General features: G+C 73.5%; 9 protein-coding genes. 6 read left to right on the forward strand and 3 right to left on the reverse strand.

Annotation, left to right across the window (positions count from 1 at the left end; translation table 11 throughout):
* Positions 1-3 precede the first annotated feature (3 nt).
* Genes H505_RS0110905 through acuI form a run of 3 tightly spaced genes read right to left on the reverse strand, consistent with a single transcriptional unit; the run spans position 4 to position 3,955 of the window.
* Positions 4-1,740 (reverse strand): class I adenylate-forming enzyme family protein, encoded by a 1,737-nt coding sequence (locus tag H505_RS0110905; protein ID WP_211238451.1) that lies wholly within the window; start codon positions 1,738-1,740, stop codon positions 4-6.
* Positions 1,741-1,767: 27 nt separating this feature from the next.
* Entirely contained in the window at positions 1,768-2,964 is a 1,197-nt protein-coding gene (locus H505_RS0110910; protein WP_026402008.1) for an FAS1-like dehydratase domain-containing protein, read from the reverse strand.
* A 10-nt stretch (positions 2,965-2,974) separates the two neighbouring features.
* Positions 2,975-3,955 carry an acrylyl-CoA reductase (NADPH) gene (gene acuI, locus H505_RS0110915; protein WP_026402009.1) on the reverse strand — a complete coding sequence of 327 codons (981 nt, stop codon included), beginning with the start codon at positions 3,953-3,955 and terminating at the stop codon, positions 2,975-2,977.
* Positions 3,956-4,449: 494 nt separating this feature from the next.
* Between acuI and H505_RS0110925 the strand changes: the two genes are divergently transcribed.
* From H505_RS0110925 to H505_RS0110950, 6 genes are read left to right on the forward strand one after another with little or no spacing between them, the layout of a single operon-like run.
* Positions 4,450-6,063: an SMP-30/gluconolactonase/LRE family protein gene (locus H505_RS0110925; protein ID WP_034517534.1), complete on the forward strand. Its 1,614-nt coding sequence runs from the start codon at positions 4,450-4,452 to the stop codon at positions 6,061-6,063.
* On the forward strand, positions 6,060-6,908 hold the full coding sequence (locus H505_RS0110930) for an SDR family NAD(P)-dependent oxidoreductase (protein ID WP_026402012.1): 849 nt from the start codon (positions 6,060-6,062) through the stop codon (positions 6,906-6,908). The genes H505_RS0110925 and H505_RS0110930 overlap by 4 nt, the downstream gene beginning before the upstream one ends.
* A gap of 56 nt (positions 6,909-6,964) precedes the next feature.
* Positions 6,965-8,335: an aromatic ring-hydroxylating oxygenase subunit alpha gene (locus H505_RS0110935; protein ID WP_026402013.1), complete on the forward strand. Its 1,371-nt coding sequence runs from the start codon at positions 6,965-6,967 to the stop codon at positions 8,333-8,335.
* A gap of 44 nt (positions 8,336-8,379) precedes the next feature.
* Positions 8,380-10,257, forward strand: a complete 1,878-nt coding sequence (locus H505_RS41170; RefSeq protein WP_051300531.1) for a flavin-containing monooxygenase — start codon at positions 8,380-8,382, stop codon at positions 10,255-10,257.
* On the forward strand, positions 10,254-11,186 hold the full coding sequence (locus H505_RS0110945; protein ID WP_026402014.1) for an SDR family NAD(P)-dependent oxidoreductase: 933 nt from the start codon (positions 10,254-10,256) through the stop codon (positions 11,184-11,186). The genes H505_RS41170 and H505_RS0110945 overlap by 4 nt, the downstream gene beginning before the upstream one ends.
* Positions 11,176-12,882, forward strand: coding sequence for a thiamine pyrophosphate-binding protein (locus H505_RS0110950; RefSeq protein ID WP_026402015.1), 1,707 nt, complete (start codon positions 11,176-11,178; stop codon positions 12,880-12,882). Before H505_RS0110945 ends, H505_RS0110950 begins: the two co-directional genes overlap by 11 nt.
* Positions 12,883-12,887: the final 5 nt, after the last annotated feature.

Here is a 12,887-nt window from a genome sequence, read left to right on the forward strand (position 1 = left end):
GTTTCAGCTCCGGGCGTCCAGCCGGTCCGCCGCGAGTTTCCGCAGGTCGCCGGTCTTGACCTTGGAGCTTCCGGTGAGGGGGATCTCGTCCTCGGCGAAGAACAGAACGTGGCGCGGCACCTTGTAGCTCGCCAGGCTCTCCCGCAGGAAGGCGCGCAGCGCGGCGGCGTCGCGGGGCGCGCCGTCGCGCGGGACGACGCAGCCGACGACGACCTCGCCGAGGGTCTCGTGCGGGACGCCGACGGTGTGCGCCGCCTTGACCGCGGGGTGCGCGGCGAGCGCGGCGTCGACCTCGCGCGGCGAGACGTTGGCGCCGCCGGTCTTGATGACGTCGGTGAGCCGGCCCGTCCAGTGCAGCCGGCCCTCGCCGTCCAGGCGGCCGCCGTCGCCGGTGTGGAAGAACCCCTCCGCGTCGAGCGTCTCGTCGAGGGGCGCGCCGAGGTACCCGAGCATCAGCGTGGGGCCTTTCACGCAGATCTCGCCGCGCTCGCCGCGGGGGACGACCGCGCCGGTGAGCGGGTCGACGATCTTGACGGTGTTGCCCGGGAGCGGCACCCCGCTGCTGCCCGCGTGGACGTCCTCCGGCGTCTCCGCCGGATAGGCCGTCGTGATCGTGAACGTCTCGGTGTTGCCGTAGGCGCGGCCCGGCTCGGACCAGCGCGACGACACCGTCGGATGCTTCGCGAGCGGGGTGCCGCGGTCCACGAACCGCAGGCTGCTCAGGTCGGCGCCGGCGTAGCCGGGGGCGCTCTCGAGCTGCGCCCACTGGTGCGGCCAGGCCAGCGGCAGCGTCACCCGTTCCGCCTGCATCAGCGCGAGCGCCTCGGCGGGGTCGAACGTCGGCTGCAGGACGAGCGAGCCGCCCGCGGCCAGGGTCGTCCCGATCGCCATGCCGAAGTTGCCGGACCAGAAGAACCCGTTCGCCGTCCAGGTGCGCACCTCGTCGTCCGGACCGACGCCGTACATCCGCCGGAACCGCCACAGCTGGACGGCGATGCCGCGGTGGGCGCTCACGATGCCCTTCGGGCGGCTCGTGGAACCGGACGAGAAGAACAGCGCGGCGGTGTCGCTCGGCAGCACCGCGTCCGCCGCCGCCTCCAGCGCCCCGCGCGGCTCGGCGGCCCCGCGCGCCAGGAAGGCGTCCCAGCCCTCGATGCCCGGCGCGGCCTCGCCGACCGCGGCGACGTGCCGAAGGTAGGGGTACCGCGCCGACCGCAGCGGCGCCGCCTCCGCGCCGATGCCGGGTTCCAGCCCGGTGAGGACGGCCGCGAAGTCGCGCTTCGCGGCCGTCCGCTCGAACAGCAGGACCGAGACGCCGGACGCCCGGAGCAGGTGGTCCAGCTCGGGCGGCGTCGAGAACGTGCTGAGCGGGACGGCCACGCCCCCGGCGAGCGACGTGCCGAACACGGCCGCGAGCCACTCGGCGCGGTTCGTCATCAGGACCCCGACGCGGCCGTCCTTGCCCAGGCCGCACGCCCGCAGGGCGCGCGCCACGCCGAGCGAGCGCTCCCACAGGTCGGTGTAGGTCCAGCGGACGGCGTCCGCGCCGGCGTCCGCGCCGGGGCCCGTGCCGGGGCCCGCGCCGGTGCGCATGACGAGCGCCTCGCGCTCGCCGTACCGGGACGTCGTCTCGCGGAGGAACCCGGGCAGGGTGAGCGGCCCGAGGCCGGGTTCGGAGTCGAGCGGCGGCCCCGACGCGAGGGAGGGCATCGGGGGAGGGGAGGGGGTCTGAGCGCCCATCGGCGATCTCCTTGACGCGGCAGGGGACTAGAGCGGGAGCTCGACCTCGGCGGTGCAGGTCACCAGCACGGAACCCTCCTGGTTCGTGAGGCGCAGGTCGACCCGGACGAGCGGCACCCCCCACGCCGTGTCCGTGTCCTTTCCGCTGACCTCGGCGTCGAGGTACGTCACGTCGCCCTCGAAGGCGGGGCCGCGGAAGTCGGCCTTGGAGTGCCGGACCATGCCGTCGGTCCCGGCCCAGTAGGCGAGGTAGTCGGTGCACCAGGCGCCCATCGTGGCGCCGTAGCCGTAGGCGCGCGCCATGCCGACCTCGCCGGCCCGTTCGGCGTCGATGTGCCCGCGGGACGGCCCGACGTACAGCCCGTCGCGCTTGCGCGGGTCGATCCGGGCGCCCTCCTCGTCGAACGCGAAGTCCTCGCCCCAGCCCGGGTCCTGGTGGACCCACGGGTCGTCGACGCCGTCGGGCGCGACCCAGTGGAACGTCCCCCAGATGTTGAACAGGAAGGCGCGGTACTCGGTGGTGAAGGACGCGATGCTGTGCGGCCCGATGACGCGGCGCGGCAGCCGGTCGCCGACCTCGACCTCGTCGAACCGCGGGGAGGCGCCCGCGCGGTTCGACATCAGCCAGTCGTGCCGGATCTTCGCGATCTCGTCGAGTTCCGCCCGCGTCCAGCTCTTCACCGGACCGAGCCGGTCCTCGTACATGCCGCGCCGCCGCGCCTCCTCGTACAGGTAGCGGATCGCGGTGGACCGCTCGCGGGCCACCAGGGCGCCGTGCTGGTTGGTGTGGACGGTGTCGCCGCGGGAGAACATCGTCGGCCCGGCGAACTTCGTCTCGGCGACCTTGTAGTCGTGGAAGCGGCGTTCCTGGAAGAGCGTGTCGCCGGGCCGCACGGGGGTGCCGTAGAACCACCACTCCTCGCCGCCGAAGATGAGGTGGCTGCCGGGGATGCGGCCCACGCACGCGGGCGCCGCGCCGTGCCCGTAGTCCAGCGCGACCGCCATCGACTGCGGCGCGACGAGCCCGCCGAACCTCGACGCGCGGGCGAACTCCTCGTCCCAGTGCAGCGGGTTGGGGTAGTCCATCGCCATGGCCCAGCGGCGGATGTCGGACGCGCCGCACGGCTCCCACAGCTGCCCGCCGCCGATCGGCTGCCCGAGGCGGTGCGCCACGTCGGACAGGTCGAGCCCGGGGGTCCCGGACCCGTTCGGATTCGTGCTCATCACCGCTCCCTCACCGGTTGACGTCGACGACGATGCGGCCGCGGACCCGCCGTTCGAGGAACCGGCCGGCCGCGGCGACGGCCTCGCCGAGCGCGATCTCCTCGGTCATGGCGTCCAGCGCGTCCGGGTCCAGGTCGCGCGCCAGGCGGTCCCATGCCGCCGTGCGCCGCGCGCGGGGCGCCGACACGCTGTCGATGCCGAGCAGCGACACGCCCCGCAGGATGAAGGGGGCGACGGAGGCGGGGAAGTCCATGCCCTGGGCGAGCCCGCACGCGGCGACGGCGCCGTCCCGGCGGGTCTGCGCGCAGGCGTTGGCGAGCGTGCGGCTGCCCAGGGTGTCGACGACGCCCGCCCAGCGCTCCTTCTGCAGCGGCCTGCCCGGACCGGCGAGGCCGGCGGCGTCCACGACGGTGTCCGCGCCGAGCCGCCGCAGGTAGCCGGCCTCCGCCGCCTTCCCGGTGGACGCGGCCACGGTGAACCCGGCCCGCGCGAGCAGTGCGATCGCGACGCCGCCGACGCCGCCCGTCGCGCCCGTCACCAGCACCTCGCCCCCGCCGGGACGCACGCCGCGGTCGAGCAGGGCGGCCACGCACAGGCTCGCGGTGTACCCGGCCGTGCCGATCGCCATGGCCTGCCGGGAGCCGAACACGGCGGGCAGCGGGACGAGCCAGTCGCCGTTCACGCGGGCCTTCTGGGCGAGCCCGCCCCAGTGGCTCTCGCCGGCGCCCCACCCGTTGAGGACGACGCGGTCGCCCTCCTTCCAGTCCGGGTGGGCGCTCTCGGCGACGGTGCCCGCGAGGTCGATGCCGGGCACCATCGGCCACGCGCGCACGACGGGGGAGGCGCCGGTGATGGCGAGCGCGTCCTTGTAGTTGAGCGTGGAGTATTCGACGTCGACGCGGACATCGCCGTCCGGCAGGTCGGCCTCGTCGAGGCGCGTCACTTGGGCCCGGGGAGAGCCGTCTTCGGTGATCAGGATCGCCGAGAACATTGGCGAAACCGTCCTTCCTGAAAGCCGCGAGAAAACGGACGCGCCGGGACCGTTCGCCCCGCCCGGCCCGCTTCACGGGCCGTTGACCTGGCCGGAGGCGGCTCCGGGCAGGAAATCGAAAAGGACGCCGCGGATGTGCGGCCGGTGGTGCGCGGGCAGCGATGCGCGGCCGGTGAACGCCGTTCCGGCGTTTCGCCGCGGCCGCCGCGAAGCGGGATCGGCCGGTTCTCCGCCGTGCGTTTCCACGGCGGTCACCGGCGCCGGTCGGTGCCGATTCCTCGTAGCAAGAACATCATTCTCGTCAAGTGAGCATGAGGCTTGCACGGTCCGGATCCGCCGTCAAGCCCCGGTGTGCGGCTCGCGCCGGGCGGACACCGGGCGGTCCGGCGATGGGACGGAAGGACGGTTCTCGCTTGCTGAGAGGAGTCTTGTGATCAGTGAGGGCAAGCGTTACATTCCTTGCAAGTATTGATAGCTCGGGAGGGGCCATCGTGATGCGAGAGGCGCGCTATACGGGCGCGGCACCGACCGGCCTCGCGGACGGGTGGAGCCTCGAACGGCTCTGCCCGCCCAGCCGGCTGTTCGGCGCGAACGGCCTGCGCACCGGCCCGGACGGCCGCGTGTACGTGGCCCAGGTCGCGGGGAGCCGGATCAGCGCGCTCGACGTCGACTCCGGCGCGCTGGAGACCGTCAGCGCGCAGGGCTCCGAAATCGTCGCGCCCGACGACGTCGCCTTCGACGCCGCCGGCGACCTCTACGCCACCGAGTACTACGACGGGCGGGTGAGCGTGCGCGGCGCGGACGGCCGCACCCGCGTGCTCCGCGACGACCTGCCGGGCGCGAACGGCATCACCTTCCACCGGGGGCGGCTGTTCGTCGACGAGTGCCGGGTCGGCGGCCGCCTGCTGGAAATCGACCTGAACGGCGGCGCCCCCCGCGTGCTGCTGGAGAACCTGCCGATGCCCAACGCCATGGAGGCCGGGCCCGACGGCCTGCTGTACTACCCGGTGCTGGGGTCGAACGACATCTGGCGCGTCGACCCGGACGGCGGGGAGCCCGAGCGGGTCGCGGGGGACCTGGGCGTCCCGGACGCGGTCAAGTTCGACGCCGAGGGCCGCATCGTGTCGACGCAGGCCGCAACCGGGGAGGTCCTGCGGATCGACCCCCGCACCGGCGAGCGCACCGTCCTGGCGGCGCTCGATCCCGGCCTGGACAACCTGGCGTTCGCGGGCGACCGGCTGTTCGTCTCGAGCTTCACCGGCCGGATCACCGAGATCCTCGGCCCGGGCCGCACCAGGGACGTGCTGCCCGGCGGCCTGACCTGGCCGCTGGACCTGACGGTCGGCCCCGACGGCACCCTCTACGTCGCCGACGGCACCTACGTCTACGGCCTCCGGCCGGGTGGGGAGCCCGCGGTCCTCGGCATGCTCTTCAGCCCCGGCTGGCCCGGCTACGTCCGCGGGATCGGCGCGGTCGGCGGCGGCGCGGTCGTCGTCACCACCTCCAACGGCCGGATCGCCCGGTGGGACCCCGCCCGCGCCGAGCACCGGGTGCTGGCGGGGGAGGACGACCCGTTCGACCGGCTCTACGGCGTGGCGGTCGCGCCGGACGGCGCCGTCGTCGCGGCCGAACTCGGCACCGGCCGCGTCGTGTCGGTGCGGGACGGGGAGGTGACGACCCTCGCGTCGGGCCTGGACCGGCCGATGGGCGTCGCGTTCCGCGCGGACGGCGCCTGCCTGGTCTCCGAGTCCGGCGCCGGGCGCGTCGTCGCGATCACCGGCTCCGGCACCGCCACCGTGGCGGACGGCCTGGCCGAGCCGCAGGGCGTCCTGGTCCGCGGCGGGACCCTCACCGTCGTCGACGCGGGCGCGAAATCGCTGGTCGAGATCGACCCGGACGCCGGGACCCGCACCGTGATCGCCCGCGACCTGCCGGTGGGCGCCCCGCTCGGCGCGCCCCCCAAGCCCCTCAAGGGGCTGATGCCGTTCTCCGGTCCGCAGGGCCTCTTCGCGGGCATCGCCGCGGGACCGGACGGCGCCCTCTACGTCTCCGGCGACGCCGAGGGCAGCGTCCTCGCACTCCGACGGGAAGGCCGAACCGAGTCATGACGTCCCACGACTTCCTGGGCCTGGACGGCCGCGTCGTCATCGTGTCCGGCGCGGGCGGCGGCGGCATCGGCACCGCGGTGGCCCGGCTGGCGGCCCGCGCCGGCGCCACCGTCGTCGCGGTGAGCCGCTCCCCGGAGAACCTCGAGAAGCACGTCGGGCCGCTCGCCGCGGCGGGGCTCCCGGTCGTGCCGGTCGCCGCCGACGCCTCCACCGACGAGGGCGTCGCCGCCGCGATGGAGGCGGCGGTGAAGGCGCCGGGCGAGCTGTACGGGCTGGTCAACGTCGCGGGCGGCGCCGCCCCGGAGACGTGGATGCGCGCGACCCGCGTCACCCGCGAGGACTGGCGGGCGCTGTTCGCGCAGAACCTCGAGACGATGTTCTTCATGAGCCGCGCGGTCGCCGCGGAGCTGCGCGCGCAGGGCCGCCCCGGCTCGATCGTGTCGATCTCGTCCATCAGCGGCATGAACACCGCGCCCTACCACGTCGGCTACGGCACGGCGAAGGCGGCGCTGGTCGCGGCGACCCGCACGATGGCCGTCGAGCTGGCCCTGGACGGCGTCCGGGTGAACGCCGTCGCGCCCGGCGTGACCGAGACGCCCGCGTCCGGCACCTACGTCGACGAGGACCCGGAGCGCGACCGCCGCGCCATCGCGATGGGTCGGCGCGGCCGCCCGGAGGAGCAGGCCGGGCCGATCCTCTTCCTGCTGTCGGACCTGTCGAGCTACATCACCGGGCAGACGATCCTCGTGGACGGCGGCCTGAACCTCAAGTGGAGCCACCTGGCCGCCGACAACACCACGCTCTTCCTCAAGGACGAGTCGTTCCGCGCGGCCATCACGCAGTAGCCGGGCCGCGTCGCCCGCCCACCCCCGAGCATCTCCTGACGGAGTTGGAGCACGTCATGAGCGAAACCCTCGAGAACACCCGGGCACCGGCCGAGCCGCTGTCGGAGCCCATGACGATCGGCGTGGAGGCGTACGTCTCCGAGGAGTACGCGCGGGCCGAGGGCGACCGGCTGTGGGCCAAGGTGTGGCAGCAGGCCGCCCGCGTCGAGGAGCTGCCCGAGGTCGGCGACTGGCTCACCTACGACATCCTCGACGACTCGGTCATCGTGGTCCGCACCGCGAAGGACCGGTTCCGCGCGTACCACAACGTCTGCTCGCACCGGGGGCGGCGGCTCGTCGACGTCCCGCCGGGCGCGCACGACGCCCGGGGCCGCGGCCGGGGGTTCGTGTGCGGCTTCCACGGCTGGCGCTACGACCTCGACGGCGCGTGCACGCACGTCCCCGAGCGGGAGGACTGGCCGTGCGGGCTGACCGACGAGCGGATCGCCCTGCGCCGGGTGAACATCGACACCTGGGGCGGCTGGCTCTGGATCAACCTGGACCCGGACTGCGAGCCGCTGCGCGACTACCTGGAGCCCGCCGCGACCCTGCTGGACCCGTTCCGGCTCGAGAACATGCGGTACCGGTGGCGGCGCTGGCTGGTCTTCGACTGCAACTGGAAGGTCGCTTTCGAGGCGTTCATGGAGACGTACCACGTCCCCTACACCCACCCGGAGTTCATGGAGTTCGGCGGCTTCCTCGGCTGGGCCAGGTCGCACGGCAGGCACAGCAACATCGGCTACGACGCGCCCAAGAACATGGACGAGAACCAGGGCAAGGTCCGGCTCGGCTCCGGCGACGACCCGCGCAAGGCGACGGCCGACCTGCAGAACTTCACCTGGGAGAACGCCAACACCAACACCACCTGGACGCTCGTGCAGGCGGCCCGCGAGCTGGTCGACGACGTCCCGGAGGGCACCCCGGGCCCCGAGGTGCTGCGGCACTGGCTGGACTCGGCCCGCCGCAAGGACGCCGAGCGCGGCGTGATCTGGCCGACCGTCCCGCCGGAGGCCGTGGCGAAGGCCGGCACCGCCTGGCAGATCTTCCCGAACTTCCAGATCGGGCACGCGCCGAACAACATGCTCTGCTACCGGTTCCGGCCGTACGGCCACGACCCGGACAAGTGCATCTTCGAGGCCGCCGTCTACGAGCTGTTCCCGCCCGGCGAGGAGCCGGAGACCGAGTGGGTCCACACCCCGGAGGACGACCCGGGATGGCGGACCGTCCTGCCGCAGGACTTCTCGAACATGGCCGCCGTCCAGAAGGGCCTGAAGTCGCGCGGCTTCACCGGCCCGAAGCCCAACCCGTACCGCGAGCGCAGCGTCGTGAACCTGCACCACAACCTCGCGAAGTACATGGGGACGGGCGAACCGCGCGACCTCGCCTGACCCGCCCCCCGAGCCCCGAGCCCCGAGCCCCGAGCCGAGGACGCATGCACGACTGCGAACCCACACAGACACCCGACATCGACCACGCGGCGCTCCGGGCCAGGTACCTGGCCGAGCGCGACAAGCGGCTCCGTCCCGAGGGGCAGCGGCAGTACCTCGCCGCCGAGGGCGAGTTCGGGGACTACTACGACGCCGACCCCTACACGCCCGCCGCGCCCCGCGAACCGATCTCGGCCGACATCGAGGCGGCCGTCCTGGGCGGCGGCTTCGCGGGCCTCATCGCCGCGGCGCGGATCAAGCGGGCGGGCGTCGAGGACTGCCGGATCATCGAGCTCGGCGGCGACTTCGGCGGCGTCTGGTACTGGAACCGCTACCCCGGCATCCAGGTCGACACCGACAGCTACTGCTACCTGCCGCTGCTGGAGGAGACCGGCTACATGCCGGTGGAGAAGTACTCCTCCGGCCGGGAGTGCTTCGAGCACGCCCGCCGCATCGGCAGGCACTTCGGCCTCTACGACGGCGCGGTCTTCGGTACGAAGGTCGAGTCGATGCGGTGGGACGGGGAGATCCGGCGCTGGCGGATCGCCACGAACCGGGGCGACGACCTGCGGGCCCGCTTCGTCGTCATGTGCCAGGGGCCGTTCAACCGGCCGAAGCTCCCCGGCGTCCCCGGCATCACCGAGTTCGAGGGGCACATGTTCCACTCGGCGCGCTGGGACTACGCCTACACCGGCGGGGACATGGACGGCGGCATGGACGGCCTCGCCGGCAAGCGGGTCGCGATCGTCGGCACCGGCGCGTCCGGCATCGGCGTGATCCCGCACCTCGCGCGCTCGGCCGAGCACCTGTACGTCTTCCAGCGCACCCCGTCGTACATCCACGAGCGCGGCAACGCGAGGACCGATCCCGCATGGGTGAAGACGCTGGAGCCGGGCTGGCAGAAGGAGCGGCAGCGCAACTTCCACACCGCCGCTTTCGAGGCGTTCGCGCCCGGCCAGCCCGACCTGGTCTGCGACGGCTGGACCGAGGTCAGCCGGAACCTGGCCGCCCACCTGGACGCCACCGGCGGCTGGGACGCGCTCGCCGACCCGCGGACGTTCATGGAGCTCCGGGAGATCCAGGACTACCGGGCGATGCAGCGGATGCGCGACCGCGTCGACGAGATCGTCGACGACCCGGAGACGGCCGAGGCGCTGAAGCCCTACTACCGCTTCCTGTGCAAGCGCCCGGGCTTCAGCGACGACTACCTTCCGACCTTCAACCGCCCGAACGTCACCCTCGTGGACGTCTCGGGCAGCAAGGGCGTCGAGCGCATCACCCCCAAGGGCATCGTCGCCCGCGGCGTCGAGCACCAGGTCGACTGCATCGTCTTCGCCAGCGGCTTCGAGATCACCACCGACCTGGACCGGCGGCTCGCCATCGAGCCGTTCACCGGCCGGGACGGCCTGTCGCTCTACGACCACTGGTCCGGCGGCTACCGCACCCTGCACGGCATCACCAGCCACGGCTTTCCCAACCTGCTGTGGACCGGGTTCCTCCAGGGCGGCGTGACCGCCAGCACGACCGCGATGTTCGAGCAGCAGGCCGACCACATCGCCTACCTCATCGCCGAGACGCGGGCGCGCGGCGCGGCGACCCTCGAACCCACCGCCGAGGCGCAGGACGCGTGGTGCGCCACGATCCGCGACAACGCCATCGACAACGTGCGGTTCATCCGCGAATGCACGCCCGGCTACTACAACAACGAAGGCGAGCGGAACATCCGGTCGCACCTCGGCGAACCCTACGGGCCCGGCTTCTTCGCCATGGAGGAGCTGCTGCGGGCTTGGCGCGACGCGGGCGCCATGGACGGGCTCGTCCTGGACGGAAACGCGGACGGACACGCGGACGGGGACGCGGACGGCGGGGCGGGCGGCCGATGACCGGCGGCGAGTTGAGATTCGACGGCCGCGTCGCCGTGGTCACCGGCGCGGGCCGGGGCCTCGGCCGCGCCTACGCGCTGCTGCTCGCGTCGCGCGGCGCGGCGGTCGTCGTCAACGACCCCGGCGGGACGATGCGCGGCGACGGCACCGACCCGGGGCCCGCCGCCGAGGTCGTCCGGGAGATCGAGGCCGCCGGGGGAGAGGCCGTCGCGTGCACCGCTTCCGTCGCGACGCCCGAGGGCGGCGCCGCGATCGTCGGGACGGCGCTCGACCGCTACGGCCGCGTCGACGCCCTGGTCCACAACGCCGGGAACCACCGGCCCGCACCGCTCGCGGAGATGACGCACGAGGACCTCGACGCCGTCCTGGACGTCCACCTGCGCGGCGCGTTCAACGTCGTGCGGCCCGCGTTCCCCGCGATGCGCGACGCGGGCTACGGCCGCGTCGTGCTGACCTCGTCGATCGGCGGGCTGTACGGCAACCGCGGGGTCGCGAACTACGCCATGGCCAAGGCCGGCGTCATCGGCCTGTCCAACGTGGTCGCGCTCGAAGGCGCCGACGCCGGGGTGAAGTGCAACGTCGTCGTCCCCGCCGCGGTCACCCGGATGGCCGACGGCATCGACACCTCCGCCTACCCGCCCATGGGCCCGGACCTCGCGGCCCCGGCCGTGGGGTGGCTCGCGCACGAGTCGTGCTCGGTCACCGGCGAGATGCTGGTGGCGATCGCGGGCCGGGTGGCGCGGGCCTTCATCGCCGAGACGCCCGGCGAGTACCGGCCGTCCTGGACGGTCGAGCAGGTCGGCGAGCGGATCGGCGCGATCCGCGACACCGCCGCCCCGTGGATCCTGCCGGTCGTCCCGTCGGCGCACAACGACCACATCGCGAGGAGCTTCGCGATGGCCACGAAGGGAAGCGAGCATGCCGGTTAAGGTCTACGAGCGGATCCTGGACCTCTTCGAGGCCGAGGGCATCGACACGATCTTCGGCATCCCCGACCCGAACTTCGTGCACCTGTTCCACCTCGCCGAGGAGCGCGGCTGGAACGTCGTCGCGCCGCACCACGAGGCGTCCGCCGGGTTCATGGCCGAGGCGGTGGCGCGCATGACCGGCAAGGCCGCCGTGTGCATCGGCACGCTCGGCCCCGGCATGGCGAACATGGCCCCGGCCGTCCAGTGCGCCAAGGTCGAGAACTCGCCGGTGATCTTCCTCGGCGGGCAGCGCGCCCGCATCACCGAGCAGCGGGTCCGGCGGGGGCGCATCCAGTTCGTCAAGCAGTCCGGGCTGTTCGAGCCGTCGGTCAAGTACGCGGCCAGCATCGAGTACGCCGACCAGACCGACGAGATCGTCCGCGAGGCCCTGCGCAAGGCGCTGACCGGCACCCCCGGCCCGGCGTACATCGAGTACCCGGCCCACGTGATCCAGGAGGAGCTCGACGTCCCCCCGGCGGCGCCGCCCGAGCGGTACCGCCTGGTCGGCCAGACCGCGGGCGCCGAGCGGGTCGCCGAGGCGGCCCGGCTCATCGGCGCCGCGAAGCAGCCGGTCATCCTCGTCGGGCACGGCGTCCACACGTCCCGTTCCGGTGCGTCGGTCCGGGCCCTCGCGGAGAAGATGGCGTGCCCGGTCGTCCAGACGTCCGGCGGCACCTCCTACATCGCGGGCCTGGAGGACCGCACCTTCCCCTACGGCTTCTCCCCGTCGGCGGTCGACGCCGTCGTGAAGTCCGACCTGTGCCTCGCCCTCGGCACCGAACTCGGCGAGCCCGTCCACTACGGGCGCGGACGGCACTGGGCCGAGAACGAGGCGGACCGCACGTGGATCCTCGTGGAGCAGGACCCCGAGGCGATCGGCGTGAACCGCCCGATCGACGTGCCGCTCGTCGGCGACCTGCGCGCGGTCGTCCCGCAGCTCGCCGAGGCCCTCGGCGACACCCCCCGCGAGCCGTCCCCGGAACTCGCCGGCTGGATCAGGGAGGACGCCGAGCGGCTCGCCGGCCTCGCGGACTCCGCCCCGTCCGGCATGTCGCCCGTCCACCCGGCCCGCCTGGTCGTCGAGGCCACGAAGGTGTTCCCGGCGGACGGCATCATGGTCCGCGACGGCGGCGCCACGACCATCTTCCAGTGGACGTACTCGCAGGCCAAACCGCACGACGTCATCTGGAACCAGAACTTCGGCCACCTCGGCACCGGCCTGCCCTACGCCGTCGGCGCCTCCGTCGCGGACGGCGGGCGGCGCCCGGTCATGCTGGTCACCGGCGACTCGTCCTTCATGTTCCACATCGCCGAACTGGAGACGGCGGCGCGGCTGAACCTGCCGCTCGTCTGCGTCGTGGCCGTCGACTACGCGTGGGGCCTGGAGGTCGGCGTCTACAAGCGCACCTTCGGGCAGGGGTCGCGGGAGACCGGCGTGCACTGGAGCACCGGCACCCGCCTCGACAAGGTCGGCGAGGGCTTCGGCTGCCACGGCGAGTACGTCGAGCGCGACGAGGACATCGCGCCCGCGATCAAGCGGGCGTTCGCGAGCGGGAGGACGGCGGTCGTCCACGTCGCGGTCGACCCGAAGGCGAACTCCGAGGAGATGCCGAGCTACGCCGAGTTCCGCACCTGGTACGCCGAGGGGATGCAGTGACCGAT

Origin of the sequence: Actinomadura rifamycini DSM 43936 (assembly GCF_000425065.1) — a bacterium.
Classification (GTDB): domain Bacteria; phylum Actinomycetota; class Actinomycetes; order Streptosporangiales; family Streptosporangiaceae; genus Spirillospora; species Spirillospora rifamycini.